The organism is Klebsiella pneumoniae (genome assembly GCF_000742135.1).
Classification (GTDB): domain Bacteria; phylum Pseudomonadota; class Gammaproteobacteria; order Enterobacterales; family Enterobacteriaceae; genus Klebsiella; species Klebsiella pneumoniae.
Window position 1 is genome coordinate 1,110,367 of sequence record NZ_KN046818.1, and the last position, 22,227, is coordinate 1,132,593.

Here is a 22,227-nt window from a genome sequence, read left to right on the forward strand (position 1 = left end):
TCAGGAGACGTTATGCAGGAATTAATATCGCAAATTGCCGCCTTAGGAATCGAAATAACCCCCACCCGCTCGCTGATGATTATCTTCGGCATTATCTTGTTCACCGCCGTGGTCGTGCATCTGATATTGCACAAAGTGGTCCTGCGCGCATTTGAAAAACGGGCGCTGGCCAGCAGCCATCTGTGGCTGCAAATCATCACGCAGAATAAACTCTTTCACCGACTGGCCTTTACCCTGCAGGGGATCATCGTCAATGTGCAGGCGGTGCTGTGGCTGCAAAAAGGCAGCGAGGCCGCGGAAATATTAACCACCGTGGCCCAGCTGTGGGTGATGATATATGCCATGCTGTCCTTCTTCTCGCTGCTGGATGTCATTTTAAAGCTGGCGCAGAAATTTCCCGCCGCCTCACAGTTGCCGCTGAAGGGCATATTCCAGGGAATTAAGCTGGTGACGGCGATTATTATCGGCATTCTGATTATTTCGCTACTGATAGGCCAGTCGCCAGCGATCCTGATTAGCGGGCTCGGCGCGATGGCCGCGGTGCTGATGCTGGTGTTTAAAGATCCGATCCTCGGTCTGGTGGCCGGTATCCAGCTCTCTGCCAACGATATGCTCAAGCTTGGCGACTGGCTGGAGATGCCGAAGTACGGCGCCGACGGCGCGGTGATCGATATAGGCCTCACCACGGTCAAGGTGCGCAACTGGGACAATACCATCACCACCATTCCGACCTGGTCGCTGGTCTCTGACTCGTTTAAAAACTGGAGCGGCATGTCGGCCTCCGGCGGCCGCCGCATCAAACGCAGCCTTAACATCGACACCACCAGCATTCATTTTCTTGATGAACAGGAGCAGCAGCGCCTGATCCGGGCGAAATTACTTAAACCCTATATGGATTCACGCCACGAGGAGATTAGCGCCTGGAACCAGCAGTACGCCGGGGAGCAATCGATCCTCAACGAGCGGCGGATGACCAATGTCGGCACCTTCCGCGCCTATCTGCAGGAGTATTTACGCCATCATCCGCGCATCCGCCAGGATATGACCCTGATGGTGCGCCAGCTGGCGCCGGATGCCAACGGCTTGCCGATCGAGATCTACTGCTTCACCAACACCGTGGTATGGGCGGAATATGAGGGGATCCAGGCGGATATTTTCGACCATGTATTCGCTGTGGTGGATGAGTTTGGCTTACGCATTCATCAAACGCCCACCGGCAACGATATTCGCGCGCTGACCGGCGCCTTCTCCCGCTGATCCTCAGACGCTGGCGCGGTCTATCACGCGCCAGTCCATCATCACCCGTTCGACGGCAGCGTCGGGATCGTCGATGCGTTTCATCAGTAGAGACACCGCCGTACGGCCGATCGCCCGGGAGGGCTGTTCGACGGTGGTCAGCTGCGGGGAGACCACTTCCGCCAGCTCGGTGCCATCGAAGCCGATCACCGCGATATCTTCCGGCACCCGCAGTCCGGCCTGGGCGATAGCCCGCAGCGCCCCGGCGGCGAGGGAGTCCGAAACGGCAAACACCGCATCGGGCTTCTCGTCTTGCGACAGCAGTTGCTCCATCGCCCGTTTACCGGCCGCCGCGCTAAGATCCTGCGCGTAGGTCACCTGCTGATACGCCAGACCGTGCACGTGCAGCACGCTTTTATAGCCGCGCTCGCGCAGACGGGCATAGCGATAGCTGAGGTCGTGATTAATGAGCGCGATGCGGCGGCGGCCGCTATCGGCCAACCGGGATACCGCCCCCTGAGCCGCCTCAACGTCGTTAATCCCGACGCAGGAGATGCTGCCGGTGTCGGCATACTCCGCGCACTGCACCCAGGGCGCGTCGCCAATCATGGTGGTCAGTTCCGGCAGGCTGGAGAGCGCGTTCATGGTAATAATGCCGTCGACCATTTTGCCGGAGAGCAGCTGCAGGCCCGAGGTCGAGCGGGCCAGATCCGACCCGGAGTTACACAGCAGAATGCGATAGCCATTCTTCTCCGCCTCTTCTTCTATCCCCTTCACCACCTCGGCGCAAAAGGGGTTAGCGATATTGGAGACCATCACCAGGATCATATTGCTGCGGGCGGTTCGCAGCTGACGCGCCAGCAGGTTCGGCTGATAGTTGCTCTCTTTGATCGCCTGCAGCACGCGCTCACGGTTTTTGGCTTTTACCGTATCGCTGTTGTTCAGCACCCGCGACACCGTGGCCACCGAGACGCCGGCCAGACGAGCAATTTTCTGAATAGACATAAACCCTGCACTTCCTGCGATAGAGGTGGATCCTGCAGGCTATCATAAATGACCTCTGATTGGCCTGCCAGCCTGGCGCGAAAGCGTAGCTCAGCGAGACGGTGTCCCGGGAAACTATTAATAATCAGGGCTTCTCTCCCGCCCCGTTAACGCGCATCCTTTTGCCGTTTCATATTCTCATTAGCGCAGGAGGCGCAACAGACCGCCTGCGCCCCATTTTTTCTTTTATGATTAAGGATGATATCCCCATGAGGCTCACCACCGCGGTTCTCGCCCTCAGCTGTGCCCTGGCAACGATCACCGGCTGCACCTCGTCAAAATCGTCACCGGAACGCCATGCCTACGCCTTCGTCGCCCACCGGTCCGATTTTGTCGGCGGCAACTTCACCGTCAACCGCCAGGAAAATTACCGTTTAAACCTGCCGACCTTTACGGCGATGTATGCCCGCGGACAGCAGGATAAAGCCGCTGGCATGAGCGAAAGCGATGCCCGCCGCACCGCGGAAGCCATCAAACAGCAGGCGGCGCAGGGCACCCGCACCGAGCACGCCTTCACCGGCAATGCCAGCGACAAATGGGATAATGCGATGGAAAATAAAGATGCCGTCCTGTTCGGCAACGAGCTCTCCGGTGCCTATCTCGACGGCTATCTTGGGGTGAAATAATCCTGCGCCCCACCTGCGCTCAGCGTTCGACGCTGACCCAGCGCTGTTCCTGATGGCTTTTGACGATCGCCTCGATGATGTACATCACATCGGCGCCGTCGTCGAAAGCGGCGAAGCGCCGGACCCCGGCCGCCGGCATCTTCCCGGCGCGCACCGCCTGATAAAAATGCCCCATCATATTCTTAAAGGCGTCCGGCCAGCCCTCAATATGGCCGCCGGGGTAATGGGCGCTGTCAGCGATTTCCGGCCGCAGCAGGCTCGGCTCATCGCTGAGCAGGCGATCCGGCTGCTCGCGGTGGCCGATCCACAGCCGCTGGGGCACTTCCTGATCCCAGGCCAGAGAACAGAGGCTGCCGTTAATCTCCACCGCCAGACGGTTTTTCCGCCCGGCGCTCACCTGAGAGACCATAAAGCTGCCTTTGCTGCCATCGTCAAAACGCAACAGCACCGAGCCAAAGTCCTCGGTATCGACAGGCCGCGTTTCATATGCCTGCGCCTCGTGAACGGCGCTGAAGGTCGCTTTGCCATTGACCGGCGCTTTACGCGTTGGCCAGACGATAGACAGATCCGCCATCACCTCGACAATCCGCCGACCGGTCATAAACTGCACGGTATCGCACCAGTGGGAGCCGATGTCGGCCACCGTCCGCGACGCGCCGCCCTGCGCCGAATCGACCCGCCAGTTGTAGTCGGTCTCCAGCAGCATCCAGTCCTGTAAATAGCTGCCGTGGGCCGCGAAGATTCTGCCGACCTCGCCATGGCGGATCATCGCCGCCGCCTGCTGGACCATAGCGAACTGGCGGTAGACGAAGCTGACGCCATGCACCACGCCGGCCCGGGCGGCAAGCGCCACCAGCTCCCGCGCCTCCTCCGCCGTCATACACAGCGGTTTTTCGGAGAAGACGTGCAGCCCGGCGGCGAGGATCTGCCGGTTAATCTGGGCATGTAGATGGTTGGGCGTACAGTTATGCACCACCTGCAGCCCCGGATGGGCCAGCAGCGCCTCCACGCTGTCGTAGGCATGGGCAATGTTCAGCGCTCGCGCCTTGCGCTGCGCCGCCTCAAGGCGGCTGTCGCACAACGCCACCACCTCGACATCTCCCAGCCGCCGCAGCGCCTCCAGATGCGCCGGGCCAATAAACCCTGCCCCGATAATCGCAACCTGAATCATGTTACTCCCTCCCGCCGGCGGCAAAGTCATCGAAGGCCCGTCCGGCAACGGGAATGATATGGCGGCGGATAAACTCGCTGCCCTCGCGCGCGCCGGTCTCACTATCCTTCAGGCAGCACTCCCACTCCAGCACCGCCCAGCCGGCAAAATCATATTCGGTCAGCTTACTGAACACCCCTTTGAAGTCGATCTGCCCGTCGCCGGGAGAGCGGAAACGCCCGGCCCGCTGCTGCCAGGGCTGGTATCCACCGTAGACGCCATTGCGCCCGTTGCGGCGAAATTCGGCGTCCTTGACGTGAAACGCTTTAATACGCGCATGATAGATATCGATATAGGTCAGGTAGTCCATCTGCTGCAGATGCAGGTGGCTCGGGTCATAGAGCATATTGCAGCGCGGATGGTTATCCACCAGCGTAAGAAAACGCTCAAAGGTCACGCCATCGTGCAGGTCTTCGCCGGGGTGGATCTCATAGCAGACATCGACCCCCTGCTCGTCGAAGAGGTCCAGCAGCGGCCGCCAGCGCCGGGCCAGCTCGGCAAAGGCCCCATCCAGAAGCGGCTGATTGTGCGGCGGCCACGGATAAAAAAAGGGCCATGCCAGCGCCCCGGAAAAGGTCGCGTGCGCCTGCAGCCCCAGGCGGCCGGAGGCTACCGCCGCCTGGCGCACTTTCTCCACCGCCCAGCGCTGGCGCGCCTGCGGATCGCCATGCAGCGCCGCCGGGGCAAAGGCATCAAACGCCGCGTCATACGCTGGATGCACCGCCACCAGCTGTCCTTCAAGGTGAGTGGACAGCTCGCTGATCACCAGCCCATGCTCCGCCAGGATGCCGCTGACCTCGTCGCAGTAGGTCTGGCTCGCCGCCGCCCGCTCGACATCAAAAATCGCCGGGTGGTTGCAGGGGATCTGCAATGCCTTGTACCCCAGGCCGGCGGCCCACTGCGCTATCCCCGCCAGGGTGTTGAACGGCGCCTGCGGCCCGATAAACTGCGCCAGAAAAATGCCCGGTCCCTTAATCGTTTTCATACACCCTCCTGAAAAATTAGTGCGGCTCTTTCTCGTTGTACTGGAAAGAGAAAAGGAAAATCAGCGCGATAACCGCGGCGGCCACCGCCGGGATCCACCAGAAGGTCACCCAGGCCTGAGGCACGCTCTGGCCGGCCACCAGATGGTTATACAGCGCGCCGGAGATCTGCGAGCCCAGCAGCATGCCGATCCCGTAGGTGAACATCACAATCATGCTCTGCGCCTGGCCTTTTACCTTCTCGCCCGCCACGCGGTCGGTGTAGATAAAGCCAACGACAAAGAAAAAGTCATAGCACACGCCATGCAGCAAAATGCCCAGATAGAGCAGGAAGCGCCCCTCCTCGCTGACTCCGAGAGCGAAAAAGGCGTAGCGGACGAACCACGCCGCCATGCCGATGAGCAGCATGTATTTCACCCCGAGGCGACGGAACAGCAACGGGATCACCAGCATAAAGACGATCTCTGACATCTGACCGAACGACATCGCGGTGCTGACATCTTTGACGCCGGCATCCGCCAGATACGACGCGGTATAGGCGTAATAGGTGCCTAACGGCACGGAAATTAAGGTGGCGCAGAGGGAGAAAATCAGGAAATGGCGGGTTTTCAGCAGCGCGAAGGCGTCCGCGCACAGCAGGTCGCGAAACTGAACCGGCATGCCTTTGGCCGGCGCCGGGGTGTGCGGCAGCGTCAGGCTGTAGAGCGCCAGCGCGACCGAACAGAGCGCCGCCAGCGTGAAGATGCCGGTGGTATCAGAGATACCGGTCACCCCGATGCAGATCCCGGCGATAATCCAGCCGATGGTGCCGAACACGCGGACCACCGGGAAGGTTTTATCGACATTGGCCAGGCTGTGGAAGGCGATATTGTTGGTCAGCGCCAGGGTCGGCATATAGCACAGCGTATAGCCGAACAGCAGGCCAATCAGCAGGGCGCCGTTCTGCGCCACCAGCGCCTGCGGGACAAACCACAGGATCGCCGCCCCGGCCAGGTGCATCACCGCCATCACCTTCTGCGAGGCGAAAAAGCGATCCACCAGCATCCCCAGCACAAAGGGAGACAAGATGGAGGCGATCGGCCCGGCGGAGAACGCATCGCCGATCAGCAATGACATCTCATAGCGGGTCATCACCAGCCCCAGGGTCACCGACCAGCTGCCCCAGATAAAAAACTGCATAAACATCATTAACGACAGCCGCGGCACCAGAAAACGGTGGCTCACGCGGACACTTTCCCGACCTTCTGTTGTTGTGACCATGTTGCTCGCCCTCAGAAAAGTAATCGATTACAAAACAGCTCAAAACAAAAGTAATCGATTACAAAAAGAAGATCGCCAGGCAAATGCGCCGCCTGCGAAGAGGATCACAATAAAAAGGCAGGCAGCCCCGCCGGACGGCGGGGCATCTCGCTTACGCCGGGCGGCGCAGCAGTTTGAAGGCGATAAACAGGAACAGGATCCACACCGGCAGCAGGATCGCCGACAGACGCATGCCGTCGATAGTGCACATCAGCGCCAGGATCAGCCCAAGGAAAGCAATGCAGAAGTAGTTGCTGGCGGGCGCCAGCAGCGCTTTGAACTTCGATTCGCGCCCTTTGCGGCGCTGGGCGGCGCGGAACTTCAGGTGCGCCATACAGATCATGATCCAGTTCAGCAGCAACGTCGCCACCACCAGGGCCATCAGCAGCCCCAGCGCTTCATGAGGCAGCAGGTAGTTCAGCACCACCACCAGCGAAGTGATAATCCCGGAGAGCAGCAGGGAGTTCACCGGCACGCCGCGCTTGCTGACGCGGGCGAGAAATTTCGGCGCATTACCCTGCACCGACAGGCCGAACAGCATCCGGCTGTTGGAGTACACGCCGCTGTTATACACCGACAGCGAGGCCACCAGAATGACGAAGTTCAGCGCGGAGGCCACCAGGTTGCTGTCCAGATTATGGAAAATCATCACAAACGGGCTGCTGTCGGATTTGATCTCCACCCACGGGTAGAGCGCCAGCAGCACCACCAGCGAACCGATATAGAACAGCAGGATACGATAGACCACCTGATTGACCGCTTTTGGAATGCTCTTTTCCGGGTTTTGCGCTTCGGCGGCGGTGATGCCGATAAGCTCCAGCCCGCCGAAGGAGAACATGATCACCGCCAGCGACAGAATAAGTCCGTGCCAGCCGGTGGCGAGGAAGCCGCCGTGTTTCCACAGATTGTCGAACCCGGCTTTGCTGCCGCCGTGGCCGCCGAACAGCATCCACAGGCCGAAGGCAATCATGCCGATAATCGCCAGCACCTTGATCAGCGCGAACCAGAACTCCGCTTCGCCATACAAGCGTACGTTGACCAGGTTGACGGCGTTAATAATGATGAAGAAAGCCGCCGCCCAAACCCAGGTGGGCACGTCGGGAAGCCAGTACTGCATATAGATCCCGGCGGCGGTCAGCTCCGCCATCCCTACCAGCACGAACATCACCCAGTAGTTCCAGCCGGAGAGAAAGCCGGCGAACGGCCCCCAGTACTTATAGGCAAAGTGGGCAAAGGAACCGGATACTGGCTCTTCCACCACCATTTCGCCCAGCTGGCGCATGATCAGAAAAGCGACAATCCCGGCCACGGCGTAACCCAGTAAGACCGCCGGGCCGGCCATTTGAATCGCGGGACCAATGCCGAGAAACAGGCCGGTGCCAATCGCGCCGCCAAGGGCGATAAGTTGAATATGTCGGTTCTGTAAACCGCGATGAAGCGTCGGGCCACTTTCCGTGACGGTCTCCGACGACGTTGACGCGTCTTTCACGTCGTTCCCCTGTGTGTTTTTGTGAAGGGGCACCTTTTATCACTTAGGGGGGATTGTCGCAAGTTGCGTGGGGCGAGCGTCAGCCGCCCGCCCCGCTTTTTTTAGCGTCAGAAGTCGTAGCTCATTGAGACGCGGACGGTACGCGGATCGCCTTCGAACAGGTAAGTACCGGTATCGTCAATGCCAGACCAGTACTTCTCGTTGGTCACGTTGGTCACCCCGACGCGCCAGATCATTTCGTTCTGGTCGGCGTTCAGACGCATACGATAGCGCAGGCCTAAATCCAGGGTGGTGTAGCTATCCAGCTTCTTGGTATTGGCCGCATCGGCATACTGCGAGCCGCTATGATTGACGCGCGCGGTAGCGGTCAGGCCTTCCACCGGCTTGATATCATACTCGGCGCCGAGCACCGCGTAGAAGTTAGCCACCCCGATGGCATCTTTACCGTCGGTTGCGCCTTCAGCGGTTTTAGTCTGTTTGGCATCCAGCCAGACGGTACTGGCGTTAAGACGCAGTCCCAGCATCGGCTCGCCAAAGACGTTCATCTCTACGCCGCGGTTACGCTGCTCGCCGTCGAGGCCGTAATTGCCAGCGGTATCGGAAATGGCGTTCGGTTTTTTGATTTCAAACAGCGCCAGCGATCCGCCGATCGTACCGTAGTCGATCTTGACGCCCACTTCGTCCTGCTTCGAGTGCGCGATCCCGGTACTCTGCCCGGCATTGGCCGCCGTCGTCGGCGCCACAGAGCCCGGCTGCAGCGCTTCGGTATGGTTAGCATACAGCGACAGCTGCTCCCACGGCTTGTACACCAGGCCAAACGTCGGCATCCAGCGGCTTTGGGTATAACGCGAAGAGGTATCTTCCAGCCCGGTGGCGTTGCTGTAGTTGCGCACAACCACTTTCTGATGACGAGCAGCGGCGGTAAACAGCACTTTATCGTTAAAGAAGCCGAGGGTATCACTCAGCAGCCAGCCCTGCGTACGGCTGCGCGAGGTGACCAGCGGATCGTGGTAGTTGCCGCCAAAATAGGCGTTATCCGGCATCGCCACATCATGGTTGTCATAGATATTAGTGGTCGGGTTCCTGGCCGACATCCGCCAGGCGGTCGCATCGGTATGCACCTGCGCCGCATAGCCGAGGTTCACCTTATGCGAAATCGCGCCGGTATTGAAATCGCCGCGTACCCCGCCCATGCCGCTGATCGCGTCGATAATGCGGTTAGTATCCAGGCGGCCCACCGTCGCATCGCCGTTTTTATTCAGAAGTTTCGGCGCGCTGTAGGTACCAATTTCATGCGAATGCTGGCCGCCGAGGGCGCTGTATACCGTCCAGCTATCGGTCAGGTCATATTCTGCCTTCGCCATGCCGAACTCGCTTTCAATATCGCTATAGCCCCACTTCTGGCTGTAGTTTTTGCTGTTGTCCGGCAGCGCCGGAACGAAATCCACGCCGCTGATATTGACGCCCATCGTACCGCCGTGGAACGTTTTCTTCTGATAGCCGAAATCGAGCGAGGAGCGGAAACGGTCGCCGCGGTAATCAAGCCCCAGCGAAGCCAGCGTGGTACGGCGTTTATCATTATCGATAGCGCCTTCACCCTCGCGGTGCACCAGGTTGACCCGGGCGCCGAACTGGTTGTTGTCGCCGAAACGACGCCCCAGGTCGAGGGTGCCGCCCACCTGAGAATCAGAGGTATAGTCGACGCCAACGCGTGCGGTCGGCAGATCTTCCGCCCGCTTCGGCTCGAGGTTAATCATCCCGCCGACGCCGCTGCTGGCCGCGCCGTTAAGCAGGCTGTTAGCCCCTTTGAAAATTTCAACGCGCTCCAGCATCTGGGTGTCCATCACCTGACGCGGCACCACGCCCGCCAGGCCGCCCATCGTCATGTCATCGCCATCGAGCTTAAACCCGCGGATTCGATAGGTCTCGGCGAAGTTGCCGTAGCCCTGTACGGCCTGCACGCCAGCGTCGTTACTGACGACATCGGCGATAGTTTTCGCCTGCTGATCCTGAATCAGCTTCGAGGTATAGCCGATGACGTTAAACGGGACGTCCATCGCTTTTTGTTCGCCAAGCATCCCCAGACGGCCGCCGTGGGCGATCTGGCCATCGAGGAATGCCGGAACCACCAGGTCGCCGCCGGATTTAAAATCGCTGGTTTCGTTAGCCTCGACGATGAGGGTCTCTTCGCCAGGCTGCTTCGCGGCGGCAGCTTCCGCGGCCATCACCGTTTGACTGGCGGCGCCGATGGCTAAGGCCAGCAGCGTTTTACGCAGCGGGAAGGATGAATAGTGCGTGGTGTGCATAATTTGCCCCATGGATGAGGATAAATGAATCAAAGGGCCCGTCGCCGGACCCGTTATTTTTATTGCGCGTTCAGGTCGATACGTACGACGCTGTCCGGGCCTTTAGTGGAGTGGTCTTTATTGAAGGGCTGTTTGACGGTGACAAACAGCGTCTGACCATCGGCGGAAAGCAGCAAGCTGTTGGGATTGGCCGGCAGCGCCCAGCTTTTCTTCAGCGTGTAGCGGCTGGCGTCAAGGCTGATGACCTTGCCGGATTCACGCTGTGAAATATAAATTTCGTGGCGTTTCTTATTGAACTGCACCGCCAGCGAATCGCCGACGTCGAGCTGTTTAAGCAGCTTGCCGCTGTGGATATCCAGCACCAGAGTGGTTTTCGCTTTCGAGTTGTCGGTCACGAACAGACGGCCGGTGTCGCTATCTTCGGCCATATTAAGCAGCAGCGCCGGCTTGTCGCCCAGCGGCTTCCAGCGCTGTTCAATGCGTTGGTTACGCGGGTTGATCACCAGAATTTCACCGCTGCCGTTAGCGGCGTACACGCGACCGGTTTGCGCGGAGTAGTGCAGGCCGGTCATCCATTTACCGGTATTTTTAATCCGCGTTTTCAGCTTCAGGGTAGTGGCGTCAACCACCCAGATTTGCGCCGGGTCGGCGACCGCGCCAACGTAGAGAGTATTATTCAGCAACAGCAGCTGACGGGCCCCATAAGGGCGACCTTTTTCATTGCGCTCGCTGAACAGCAGGCGGTTTTTTACCTTGCCGGTGGCGGTGTCGATAGCGCTGATGCCGCCGTCCAGCGAATTGCTGACATACAGCGTTTTACCCTCCGCAGAGAGCTGTAAAGCGAAGTTTTTCAGATCGGTATGCGTCAGGCCGATGGTATTGAGGGTGTGCGGATCCAGTGTGTAAACCGCCCCGCCCTGTACATTTTTAAAGCCTTCAGCGCTGGCGACGTACAGCGCATCACCCTGCGGGCTTAACGCCATCTCGTACAGCCCTTCCGCTAGCTGGCGCTGCAGCGGTTGCGCCACGTTAGGGACTGGCGAGTCGACAACCGGTTGGGAAACGGCAGAGGAATGAGGCGTCGCGCAGCCGCTTAACGCCGCGCTGATGGCCAGCGTCAACGCCGGAAGTGTGTATTTCATTGGATCAACCCTATAAAAAATCAATGACCCGATGGACGCGCAGCGGCCGATATTGTGTGTTTCCAGCCTGCTGTCTTTACGTCACCCTACGCCTTCGCGACTCTTAGTGAACGACTCACTGGCGCAGCTCGAACCTTGCCAAAATTACGAATGAAAAAGAGAATGAGAACTATACTCATTATCTAATATCAAACAAGTCCTGGCGGGCAAAAAAGATAATCTGCTGATTTTTTTTACGGCAATGGCGGATTAGGAGGGGAAGAAAGGATCCGTGACGGGAAAAGCGTCCCGGAAGCGATGCCGTGCACCGCCCGGATTGCAGGCCAGAAGGCACACAATGTGTTGCCTATCTGGCGCAAAGCGACACACGACAGCGCTATGTCGCTGAACGGCGATTAATAGCGCACCATCACCGACTTCAGCTCCGTATAATCATCGATAAACGCGCTGCCGAATTCGCGCCCGATGCCCGAGCCCTTCATGCCGCCGAACGGTACCGCCGGGTCGAGGAAGGTATGCATATTGACCCATACGATGCCGGCCTCAATCGCCTCCGAGTAGCGTAGCGCCTGACGAATATTATCCGACCAGACACTGGCCGCCAGGCCATACGGTGAGGCATTCATCCGCGCCAGCGCCTCTTCTTCACTGCGATAGCCGATAAAACTGCACACCGGACCGAAGGTCTCCTCGCGCATCAGGGTGCTCTCTTCGCTGCGCACTTTGACCGCGGTCGGCTGCAGGAAATAGCCCTCCCCCGGCAGCGCTTCGCCGCCGCAGACGATGGTATCCCCCTCGTCGCGGGCGGTCTGAATGAGCCGCAAAACTTTGTCATACTGCTGGCGGTTGGCCAGCGGCCCCATCAGCGTCCGTTCATCCAGCGGCGACCCCGGCGCAAAAGCGCTGAGCTTGTCTTTCAGCAGCGCCAGTACCGCATCCAGTTTTCCCTGCGGCAGATAAAAACGTTCCGCAGCGGCGCAAATCTGCCCCTGGTTCAGGTAGCCAGCTTCAATAATGCCGTTGACCATCGCCTCCGGCGTCAGGTCATCGAGGAACAGCGCGGCGTTTTTGCCCCCCAGCTCAAGGGTCACCCGTTTACCTGACGCACTGGCCGACTGCTGGACTTTTTCACCGGTGGCCACCGAGCCGGTGAAGCTCACCTTGGCGCAGGCCGGATGCGTAATCAGCCGTTGGGCAATCTCGCCGCCGGCGCCGTTGACCACGTTAATCACCCCATCCGGGATACCCACCGCTTTTGCCAGCTCCGCCACGCGCAGCAGCGTCAGCGGCGTATATTCGCTCGGCTTGAGGACGATGGTGCAGCCGCAGACCAGGGCCGCCGCCAGCTTCCAGATGGCAATCATGATGGAGAAGTTCCACGGCACGATGCCAACCACCACCCCCAGCGGCTGGCGGCGGGTAAAGGCGGTATATTTCTCCCCGGCTATCGATGGCAGCGAGACATCCAGCGTTTCACCGGTGACTTTCCCCGCCCAGCCGGCGAAGTAGCGCAGGAACGCCACCGACTGGTCCAGCTCGAGCATCCGCGCCAGCGTGATAGTTTTGCCGGAACAGAGACTTTCCAGCTGCGCCAGCGCTTCGCGATGCTCTGCCAGCGTGTCCGCCAGCTTCAGCAGCAGCGCGCCGCGCGCCAGCGTCGGCATCTCGCGCCACTGACTAAACGCCTGGCGGGCGCTCTCCATAGCGCGATCCGCCTGGTCACTATCCGCCGCGGTGACCTCGGCAATCGCCTGCCCGGTCGCCGGGTTGATCACCGCGAACGGCGCGCCGCGGCCCGCCTCACGTTGACCGGCAATAAACTGCCCGTGCGGCTGGCGTAAGAAGGCGGTCACTTCCGCCAGTAAGGTTATCTCGCTCATCGTCAGCACCCGTTTTTCAGCAAAGTTAACCCATCACAGCACGGCTTCCCGCCGCAGCCTATCGTTCTAAAGAACGTCATTCTTCCGGACGATATTCAACGCCCGCGCGGCGTGCTGTGATGAGGGTCTTGAGCCAGGCAAGACCACAGGGTAACGCGATGAACATCAAGATCGATGCGCTGAACTACTACGGCGCGACGAAGAAATATCACCTCCATTTCCCGGCGCTACGGGAAGATATTGAAGCCGATGTGGTAATTATCGGCGGCGGCTTCTCTGGCATTAACACCGCCCTTGAGCTGGCGGAACAGGGGATCACCAACGTGGTGGTGCTGGAGGCGCGCCATCTCGGCTACGGCGGCACCGGGCGCAACGGCGGCCAGGTGATGGCCGGTATCGGCCACGATATCGAAGCGGTAAAAAAGCACGTCGGCAAAGAGGGGCTGGAGACGCTGTTTAAAATCGCCAACCTCGGCGCGGGCATCATTCGCGAACGCATCCGCAAATACAACATCGACGCCGATTTCGTGCCCGGCTACGGCTATCTCGCCTATAACCAGCGACAGCTTAAAACGCTGCGCCAGTGGGAGAAGGAGTTTAAAGCCGCTACCCCGGATGAAGAGATCGAACTGTATACCGGAAAAGAGGTGCAGCAGGTGGTGGGCTCCGAGGTCTACTGCGGCGCGCTGAAACATATGGGCGGCGGCCAGATCCATTCACTCAATATGCTGCTCGGTTCGGCGCAGGCCGCCCATTCGCTGGGGGTGAAGATTTTCGAATCCTCGCCGGTGGTGGAAGTGAATTACGGCAAACAGGTGCGGGTACGCACCGCGATGGGCAGCGTCAAAGCCGCCAAACTGCTATGGGCCTGCGACAGTTTCCTCAACAATATGGAGCCGGAGATCTACAACAAGACGCTGGTCACTTACTCCTACCAGGTGTCGACCGAGCCGCTCTCCGATGAACTGATCGAGCGCATCAGCCCGCTGCGCGGCGCCTTCAGTGATATTCGCCCGGTAATTAACTACTACCGCGTCACCCGGGAAAACCGCCTGCTGTTCGGCAGCGCCACCCGCTTTGTGGAGTATACGCCGAACGATTTCGCCGCCTGGAACCGCACCTTGCTGGCGGAGGTCTTCCCCTATCTCAGGGATGTGAAGATCGATTTTGCGTGGGGCGGGCCGATGGCCTGTAGCGCCAATCTGTTCCCGCAGATCGGCACCCTACGCGATCACAACAACGTCTTTTACGTCCAGGGGTACTCCGGCTTCGGCGTCACCCCGTCGCACATCGTGTGCAAAATCCTCGCCGAAGGGATCAACGGCGGTTCCGACCGCTATCGCCTGCTAAGCAGCATTCCTCACGCGACCATCCACGGCCGTGACAGCCTGCGTCTGTTATTAGTCACGGCCGGAAAACTGATGCATCAAACCGCCGGTTTCTGGAAAGGCCGGAGTTAACCAGGAGAACGCTATGCACGCTTTTAAACTTAAACACCCGGTACCTGATCTGCAGCCGATCGGCAGCGTCAGCCTGCTCGGCGCGACGCCGACCGCCGGCGACCCGCAGGTAGCGGGCGCGATGATCTACGGCGAGCCGCAGGACGCCTTTACCTGCGGACTGTTTTCGTCCACTGAGGGGAGCTTTACCATGACCTATCCGTTTACCGAGCACGCCACCGTGCTGGAGGGCGAAGTGGAGCTGACCGTCGCCGGCGGCGAGCCGCAGCGCTTTGCGCCGGGTGACAGCTGGTTTGTTAAACAGGGCACCGAAGTGGAGTGGAAAATTCTGACGCCGCGCTTTGTGAAGCACTACCTGGCGAACGTCGAGACCCGCTAACAAACTGATAATGCCCGGCGGCGCATTACGCCTTCTCCGGGCTACCAAATCGCACAGCGCTGTAGCCCCGGTAAGCGGCAGCGCCACCGGGGGGGTTGAGGCCAAATTAAAGGCAGGCCGCACGGACCGTAGGCCGGATAAGGCGCAGCCGCCATCCGGCAGAAACAGGCGCAACGTGGCAAGACGGATGGCCCCGGTTTTCGGGGTCATATTGTTTATCCGCCGCGACATTCATCGACTGCGTCACAGAATCATGCGCCGCCCTCCACCTTCCGGACGATATTCGTTGAGCAGGATGCCCGCCTAAATTATGACTATCCGGGAGTGGCGCTGGCTATTCCCTGCCCTACCCCATTATTGTGCAGAGGTTGACTATGTTTAGTAACAGACTCGCCAGCCATCTTGAGCGCGGCGTCGTCGGCTTCCCGACCACCCTCGCCAGCTCCGTCGGGCTGATCATGGCCAGCCCGGTGATCCTGACGGTCACCAGCGGCTTCGGCATGGGCGGCGATACCTTCGCGCTGGCGGTGCTGCTGGCCTTTATTATGATGCAGGCGCAGGTCACCACCTTTGCCGAGGCGGCGACGCTCATTCCCACCACCGGTTCGGTGTACGACTATATCTCCTGCGGCATGGGCCGCTTCTTCGCTATCACCGGCGCGCTGTGCGCCTATCTGATCGTCCATATCTTCGCCGGGACGGCGGAGACGATCCTGGCGGGCATTATGGCGCTGGTGAACTTCGAGTCGATTAACGCCCAGATGGCCGCTCACCAGAATACCTGGATGGTGGGCGTCGGCATGGTGGTGATTTTCGGCTTGCTCAACGCCATCGGCGTGGAAATCTTCGGCAAGGTCGAAGTGGTGCTGACCTTCGGCATGTGGACCACGCTGACCATTTTCGGCCTGTGCGGCATTTTTATGGCGCCGGTGACTCATCTTTCCGGCTGGTTCGGCACGCCGCTGAACGTTAGCGATATCAACGGCCTGTTCGGCTATATCGGCATGGCGATGTTTATGTTCGTCGGTTGCGAACTGGTGACGCCGATGGCACCGGAGATCAAACAGGCCCACCGCACCATACCGCGGGCGATGGCGCTGGGCCTGCTGGGGGTCGCCAGCTGCATGTTTATCTACGGCGCGGCGATCAACCGCCAGGTGGAGAATACCGTGCTCGACGCGGCCAACAACGTCCATCTGCTGGATACACCGATGGCGATCCCGGCCTTCGCCGAACGGGTGATGGGCCACGCCGGCCAGTACTGGCTGGGGGTCGGGCTACTGTTGGCCGGCTGCGCCACCATCAATACGCTGATGGCCGCCGTGCCGCGTATTATCTACGGCATGGCGCTGGACGGCGCGCTGCCCCGTTTCCTGACCTGGCTGCATCCGCGCTTTAAGACGCCGGTGATCGCCATTGCCATCGGGGTGGCGATCCCCTGCCTGCACGCCTGGTATCTGAACGGCGATCTGGACCGCATCGTGCCGCTGATCCTCGCCGCGGTCTGCGCCTGGGGCGTCGCCTATCTGCTGGTTACTCTGTCGGTGGTGATGCTGCGCATTCGCCGCCCGGACCTGCCGCGCGCCTACCGCTCGCCGTGGTTCCCGCTGCCGCAGATTATCTCCAGCGTCGGGATCATCATCGCTATCGTCAATATCACGCCGCCCGGGATGGACAGCCGCCAGGTGCTGGTGCCGTTCGGCATAATGCTCGGCCTGACCGCCGCTTACGCCCTGTTCTGGACGGTGTGCGTGCAGCGCGTCAATCCGTTCAAGCCGCTGGTAGTGGAAGAGGTGGTTGAACGCGCCATCAACAACTATGAAAAACAGACCCGCGGGGAGATGACGCCAGATGTCCTCCGTCCCCTGGTTTGAAACGCCGTTAATGAACGCGGTGCAGCGCGATCTGGCGGGCTGGCCCAGCGAAAAGCTGAGCGAACGCAGCGCGCTGCTGCGCTTGAACGACGCCACCGCCGTCACCTTCAGCGTGCGTCAGAAGCGGCTGTTTATGGCCAGCATTCACAGCTGCGAGTTTGTCGTCGAGGGGCCGGTTACCCGGCCCGCTCGCGGCAAGATCCGCGCCCACCAATCCGGCTGGCTAAAATGCCTGCCAATCCGTTTTATCGGCAGTAAAGAGAGCGCGGAACTCGCCGGCTATCTCAACGGTTTTCCTAATCTCCAGCAGACCTTAAGCGAGCTGGACTACCGCCGCTTTTCGTTGACCTTTGACGATAGCGGCTGGCGCTGCTGCATTGAACCCTGGGCCGCCAGCGAAGTGGTCTGTAAAATGCCGCCGCTGCGCCGTTATCTGCGGCTCGAAGCGCAGCAGCGGATGCTGCTGCTCAGCGTACTGGCGATGATTAATCAGGCGGTAAGTCAGTGGATGCGCGGTGAAATCGCAGAAGAGAAAGCATTGACTTCCCCGCCATCACCGCGGGGAAGCTGAGGTGGTTTATAGCAGACCAAACTGCTGCGCCAGCCGATCGATGGCCTCGCGCTGGAACTGCGCAAATGCGGCGCGCGGCTGCTGCTGCTGAATAAATTCCAGCAGCGGATCCTGAACCTCGGTGCGCACGCCGCTCAGCGTTTCCATCACCGCCAGGCCGCAAAACGGCACGTAGGACTCGGCGTAGCCGCCTTCGTGCACCATCACCAGTTTCCCGCCGCACAGGCGATCCGCCGCCTGCTGGACCTGTTCGGTCATCGCCCGGAAGCTATCGCTGTGCAGCTGCATCCGCGCTAATGGATCCATGGCGTTGGCGTCATAGCCGCAGGCGATAATAATCAGCTCCGGCTCAAAACGCGCCAGCGCCGGAATAACGATAGTTTCCAGCGCATAGCGCCAGCTGTCATCCCCCGCCCCGGCCAACAGCGGAATATTGATGTTGTAACCTTCGCCCGCGCCCACGCCGCGATCGTCCTCGCCGGCGTAGCCCGGCGGGAAGCAGCCGTCCTGATGCAAGGAGATAGTCAGTACGTCGTCGCGCTGCAGGTAGATATGCTGGGTGCCGTTACCGTGGTGAACATCCCAGTCAATGATCGCCACCTTGCCCAGCCCCAGCTGCGCTTTCGCTCGCTCGACGGCAATGGGAATATTGGCGAGGAAACAAAATCCCATCGACTGATCCGGCAGGCAGTGGTGTCCGGGCGGGCGCGACAGCGAATAGGCGTTATCCAGCTCCCCCTTCAGCACCGCTTCCACCGCCGCACAGGCCAGCCCGGCGGAAAGACAGGCAATTTCATAACTGCCCGGCCCCAGCGGCGCCTCTTTGCCGAGCATGCCGCCGCCGTTATCGCTTATCGCCTTGAAGCGCTCCAGATAGCTGTCGGGGTGGATCCGCCGCAGGTCCTCAAGGCTCGCCGGCGCCGCGCTGCGCAGCGCCAGCTGCGGCGTCAGCCCGGAGACATCCATCAGGTTTTTCATCCGCCGTTTGGTCTCTGGCGATTCAGCATGACCGCCGCCGGCGGGCGGCTGTACCCACCCGCCCACCGGCAGCGTCACCGCGTGCAGACCGGTACTGTGCCAGAAACAACGTTCATCAAAGAAGAAACCGGTTTTTCTTTTCACTCTATCCTCCCGTGGGCTAAGCCTTCCCGGCGGCGGACGCCGCCACAATTAAAATCAGTGACAGCAGCGCGCAGACGCCTGCCGCCGCCAGCAGCGGGTCGGCGCTGGCGAAGTGTTGTAGTAAGGCCCCCGCAAGCGCCGGGCCAGCCGCCATGCCGCCGCCGATCACCAGATTGATGCTGTTCATCAGCCGACCGCTGTTATCGAGCCCGGCCACGCGGGCGAGAATAAAGGGCAGCACGAAGGTCCAGGTGAACTTAAACAGCAGCGCCGCGATGGCGTAACGCACCAGCAGCGGCTGGCCGATCAGCAGCCCAACGCTGACGATCAACAGGCCGTAGCCCAGCCACACCGGTAAACGATCGGCCCGCCGGGTGCCGCGCAGGGCCGCGCCGCCGGCGCCGATAATGCCGCAAACCGTCGCCGCCGCCAGCACCAGACCGACCTGCGTCGGGCTCAGCCCCGCCGCGCTGCCGATGGTGCCGATAAAGGTCCACACGGCGCTGAGGCTGATATAGAAAGTGAGCACCGCCAGCACCGCCAGCGCCTGACGCCACAGCGCCGTCGACGGCTGCTGGCGGGAGACTGAAAGCGGTTGAAAGCGCGGAGGGAAAGCGGATACCAGCGGCAAACAGCAGAGCATGATGGCGGCGAGGATCAGATACACCACCTTCAGGCCAAAGGTCGCGAACAGGCCGGGCAGCGCCAGCAGGCCAAGCATCCCTAACAGCAGTTGCCCGAGCACCCAGAAGGCGTAGACCCGCGACGGGTTCGGCGTTCCGGCCGCGCAGCTGATGCACAAAATCATCAACGTGCCGCCCGCCAGCGAGGCGATAAAGCGCGCCGCCAGCAGCGTCTCATACTGGGTGACCACCGCCGAGACGAGGTTGGCGGCCAGAAACACCACCCCGGCCGTCAGGGCAACCCGCCGCCAGTCGAGGCGGCTCATCCACCACCACGCCGGGAGCGTCGCCAGGCTCATCGCCCCCAGCTCCGCTGAGAACAGCCAGCCGATCTGCCCGGGTTTTAGCTGCCATTCGCTGGCCAGCTGCGCCGCCACCGCCGGCGCGGTCATCAGAATACCCGGCGCAATAGCGGCAAAAATCACGATCGCCGCCAGCAAACGCAGGGACACCACCAGCCCGGCGGGCCGGGAAAGCGCATTATCAGTGAGAGGTGTACTCGACATCGTAGGGCGTGCTCCGGTCAAAAAAGCCTCCCCCCGGAGGATCCTCCAGGGAGTGATACCCACAGGCATCAGGAAAACGCCGTGCTGCCACGGCGCGCGCGGGATGCGAAAGTCAGATTACAGATGCAGCGTACGCTGAGCGGCCGGCATCCAGGTTCGGGAAACCAGTTCGGTACGATTGACCACTTCGGTCTTGGCGAAAATATTGCGCAGGTGCGTTTTCACCGTCGAGAGCGAGATATCCAGCTGGCGGGCAATCAGCTTATTGCTGGCGCCTTCGCGCACCATGCCGACGATTTCCCGCTCTTTCGCCGTCAGGATGGCGGGCAGATCATCTTCTTCCTGCAGGCAGTCGCGAATGGCCAGCTCTACCAGCGGCAGCACCGCCTGGGCCCGCTGGCGCTCTTCGCTGGAGAAAGGCACGTCGCGCATCAGCGAGATACCGGCGACGATCCGCCGCTCGCGGCGGATAAAGATCTCGGTCATGTCGCGCACGTTATTCGGCAACATAAATTCATGATAGTAATGCCGGTTGCGGTCGCAGAGCCGCGGCGTCATCGCCGCCACGGTGGTGTTCTGGTGGCTAAAGTGCGACGGCAGAAGCGGATCCAGCGGCTGAAAGTTTTCCAGATATTGTTGGTGCGTATTATCGGAAATATTATGCAATATATAGTTTTCGGGTTTTAAACGATTATTTACTCGATAAAACACCGCTGAAGTTAGTGGAATTAACTGGGAAATAGTCTGTAAACAACGGGCTATTATCGCATCATTACGGCTGGCTTTTAACAAAGCAGACATGATAGGGCCTCCCCGTCGAGATGATGGTACATGACACATGGATGACTACTGATAATTGAAGCATACATTTCACATTTAAGTAACACAATCATTAACATATTAACAATGTGATAGCCGTTACAAAATTTTCAGCAATACATTGTTATATAAAGCATTTAAAAAACACCCCGGCCATGCTTTACGATAGCGGCGTTAAAACATAAACAAATAAGATTAACACCCGGCGTACCTGCCCCTGGTGATAAAAAAACCCTATTCCCGACGCGTGATTCTCATCCTAAAGAACGATGGATTTTTGTTTTTTTTCACTTATACCCTTAACAGGATGCATTTAATTTTCGCCGCGGCTTAATCATGTGATTACGCCTGACCCGCTGTTGCCAAAATAATATCAACAGTACCGGTCATTAACCGAGGATAAGCCGATGCTGAATATCGCCGCCCTGCGCCAGCAGCAAATTCCGCTGGCCGCTGAGCCGCGCTCGCCGGTGCCGTTTCATATTCTGATGAAGCCGATTGGCCCCGCCTGCAATCTCGCCTGCCGCTATTGCTATTACCCGCAGGACGAAACGCCGGTCAACAAGATGGATGACGCGCGGCTGGAGCAGTTTATCCGCCGCTATATTGCCGCCCAGCCCGCCGGCGCGCGGGAAATCAACTTTGTCTGGCAGGGGGGCGAGCCGCTGCTGGCCGGCCTGAGCTTCTACAAAAAAGCGCTCGCCCTGCAGGCGCGCTATGCCCCCGACGGCGTGACTATCAGCAACAGCCTGCAGACCAACGGGACGCTGATCAACGACGCATGGTGCCGACTGTTCCGCGAACATGGCTTTATTATCGGGTTGAGCCTCGAAGGCAACGAAGCGCTGCAGGACTACCATCGTCCGGATAAACGCGGCCGGTCGACCTGGTCGGCGGCGCTGCGCGGCATTGACCTGCTCCATCAGCATCAGGTGGACTTTAATCTGCTGGTGGTGGTGCATAACGAGATGGCGGCCCACGCGGCGGCGATTTATGACCGGCTGGTCAGCCTCGGCGCGCGCTATCTGCAGTTTCAGCCGCTGATGAGCGAAGGCGCGGCCCTGCGCGAAGGATACCAGCTCAGCGCCGATAACTGGGGACGTTTTATGGTCGGCATCTGGCGGCAGTGGCGGAAGCGCTGCGATAGGGGGCGGGTGTTCGTTATCAATATCGAACAGGCGTGGGCGCAGTATTTCACTCATACCAGCGGCAGCTGCGTGCACAGCGCCCGCTGCGGCAGCAACCTGGTGATGGAGCCCGACGGGCAGCTCTACGCCTGCGACCACCTGATCAACGCCGAACATCGGCTGGGCCGCCTTGACGAGCAGACGCTCGCCGCCGCGGTCGACGCCTCGGTGCAACTGCCTTTCGGTCAGCAGAAAAGTCTGCGCCGCGAATGCCAGACTTGCTCGGTAAAAATGGTCTGCCAGGGCGGCTGCCCGGCGCATCTCAACGCCGCAGGCAACAACCGCCTCTGCGGCGGCTACTACCGCTTCTTTAGCGACATCCTCGCGCCATTACGCCCCTTTTCCCGCGACCTTAATGGCCTGAAGGCCTGGCGGGCCGCGTTTGTTGGGACTGCGCATACTGCGTAGCGC

The 22,227-nt window shown here is 60.0% G+C and carries 18 protein-coding genes; 7 read left to right on the forward strand and 11 right to left on the reverse strand.

What is annotated here, in order from left to right:
* The first annotated feature begins 12 nt into the window (after positions 1–12).
* Complete coding sequence (locus tag DR88_RS19800) at positions 13–1,257, forward strand: mechanosensitive ion channel family protein (RefSeq protein ID WP_004142570.1); 1,245 nt, start codon at positions 13–15, stop codon at positions 1,255–1,257.
* A gap of 3 nt (positions 1,258–1,260) precedes the next feature.
* On the opposite strand, the gene DR88_RS19795 is transcribed toward DR88_RS19800, so the two are convergent.
* A complete protein-coding gene (locus DR88_RS19795; protein ID WP_004176981.1) occupies positions 1,261–2,241 on the reverse strand; it encodes a LacI family DNA-binding transcriptional regulator in 981 nt (326 codons plus the stop codon).
* A 248-nt stretch (positions 2,242–2,489) separates the two neighbouring features.
* Between DR88_RS19795 and DR88_RS19790 the strand changes: the two genes are divergently transcribed.
* Positions 2,490–2,906, forward strand: coding sequence for an Exc2 family lipoprotein (locus DR88_RS19790; protein ID WP_004151814.1), 417 nt, complete (start codon positions 2,490–2,492; stop codon positions 2,904–2,906).
* Positions 2,907–2,925: 19 nt separating this feature from the next.
* On the opposite strand, the gene DR88_RS19785 is transcribed toward DR88_RS19790, so the two are convergent.
* The 7 genes from DR88_RS19785 to DR88_RS19755 form a co-directional block, all read right to left on the reverse strand.
* The gene (locus DR88_RS19785) at positions 2,926–4,077 is read right to left on the reverse strand and encodes a Gfo/Idh/MocA family protein (RefSeq protein ID WP_025861771.1); all 1,152 of its coding nucleotides are present in this window, start codon (positions 4,075–4,077) and stop codon (positions 2,926–2,928) included.
* 1 nt (position 4,078) lies between these two features.
* Positions 4,079–5,101 carry a sugar phosphate isomerase/epimerase family protein gene (locus DR88_RS19780; protein WP_032443803.1) on the reverse strand — a complete coding sequence of 341 codons (1,023 nt, stop codon included), beginning with the start codon at positions 5,099–5,101 and terminating at the stop codon, positions 4,079–4,081.
* A 16-nt stretch (positions 5,102–5,117) separates the two neighbouring features.
* Positions 5,118–6,323, reverse strand: coding sequence for an MFS transporter (locus DR88_RS19775; protein ID WP_004198867.1), 1,206 nt, complete (start codon positions 6,321–6,323; stop codon positions 5,118–5,120).
* Positions 6,324–6,510: 187 nt separating this feature from the next.
* Positions 6,511–7,887, reverse strand: coding sequence for a phenylalanine transporter (pheP, locus tag DR88_RS19770; protein WP_004151811.1), 1,377 nt, complete (start codon positions 7,885–7,887; stop codon positions 6,511–6,513).
* Positions 7,888–7,994: 107 nt separating this feature from the next.
* On the reverse strand, positions 7,995–10,193 hold the full coding sequence (locus tag DR88_RS19765) for a TonB-dependent receptor (RefSeq protein ID WP_025861773.1): 2,199 nt from the start codon (positions 10,191–10,193) through the stop codon (positions 7,995–7,997).
* A 59-nt stretch (positions 10,194–10,252) separates the two neighbouring features.
* On the reverse strand, positions 10,253–11,335 hold the full coding sequence (locus tag DR88_RS19760; RefSeq protein ID WP_004147457.1) for a YncE family protein: 1,083 nt from the start codon (positions 11,333–11,335) through the stop codon (positions 10,253–10,255).
* Positions 11,336–11,730: 395 nt separating this feature from the next.
* Positions 11,731–13,215 carry an aldehyde dehydrogenase family protein gene (locus DR88_RS19755; RefSeq protein WP_004147455.1) on the reverse strand — a complete coding sequence of 495 codons (1,485 nt, stop codon included), beginning with the start codon at positions 13,213–13,215 and terminating at the stop codon, positions 11,731–11,733.
* 158 nt (positions 13,216–13,373) lie between these two features.
* Here DR88_RS19755 and DR88_RS19750 point away from each other — a divergent pair, with 158 nt between their 5' ends.
* The 4 genes from DR88_RS19750 (at position 13,374) to DR88_RS19735 (ending at position 17,499) form a co-directional block, all read left to right on the forward strand.
* Positions 13,374–14,675 (forward strand): NAD(P)/FAD-dependent oxidoreductase, encoded by a 1,302-nt coding sequence (locus DR88_RS19750; protein WP_004176990.1) that lies wholly within the window; start codon positions 13,374–13,376, stop codon positions 14,673–14,675.
* A 13-nt stretch (positions 14,676–14,688) separates the two neighbouring features.
* Positions 14,689–15,054, forward strand: coding sequence for a cupin domain-containing protein (locus tag DR88_RS19745; protein WP_002892824.1), 366 nt, complete (start codon positions 14,689–14,691; stop codon positions 15,052–15,054).
* 374 nt (positions 15,055–15,428) lie between these two features.
* Positions 15,429–16,928, forward strand: a complete 1,500-nt coding sequence (locus DR88_RS19740; protein WP_002892820.1) for an APC family permease — start codon at positions 15,429–15,431, stop codon at positions 16,926–16,928.
* Positions 16,906–17,499 (forward strand): DUF3156 family protein, encoded by a 594-nt coding sequence (locus DR88_RS19735; protein WP_025861776.1) that lies wholly within the window; start codon positions 16,906–16,908, stop codon positions 17,497–17,499. The genes DR88_RS19740 and DR88_RS19735 overlap by 23 nt, the downstream gene beginning before the upstream one ends.
* A 6-nt stretch (positions 17,500–17,505) precedes the next feature.
* Here the strand turns inward: DR88_RS19735 and DR88_RS19730 are convergent, their stop codons facing one another.
* The 3 genes from DR88_RS19730 to DR88_RS19720 all read right to left on the reverse strand — a co-directional run bounded on the left by DR88_RS19730 (position 17,506) and on the right by DR88_RS19720 (position 20,611).
* Positions 17,506–18,621 (reverse strand): histone deacetylase-like amidohydrolase, encoded by a 1,116-nt coding sequence (locus DR88_RS19730; RefSeq protein ID WP_025861778.1) that lies wholly within the window; start codon positions 18,619–18,621, stop codon positions 17,506–17,508.
* 16 nt (positions 18,622–18,637) lie between these two features.
* Positions 18,638–19,810 (reverse strand): MFS transporter, encoded by a 1,173-nt coding sequence (locus DR88_RS19725; RefSeq protein WP_020316359.1) that lies wholly within the window; start codon positions 19,808–19,810, stop codon positions 18,638–18,640.
* Positions 19,811–19,927: 117 nt separating this feature from the next.
* Complete coding sequence (locus tag DR88_RS19720; RefSeq protein WP_002892774.1) at positions 19,928–20,611, reverse strand: helix-turn-helix transcriptional regulator; 684 nt, start codon at positions 20,609–20,611, stop codon at positions 19,928–19,930.
* A gap of 425 nt (positions 20,612–21,036) precedes the next feature.
* Between DR88_RS19720 and DR88_RS19715 the strand changes: the two genes are divergently transcribed.
* The gene (locus DR88_RS19715; protein ID WP_004176995.1) at positions 21,037–22,224 is read left to right on the forward strand and encodes an anaerobic sulfatase maturase; all 1,188 of its coding nucleotides are present in this window, start codon (positions 21,037–21,039) and stop codon (positions 22,222–22,224) included.
* Positions 22,225–22,227: the final 3 nt, after the last annotated feature.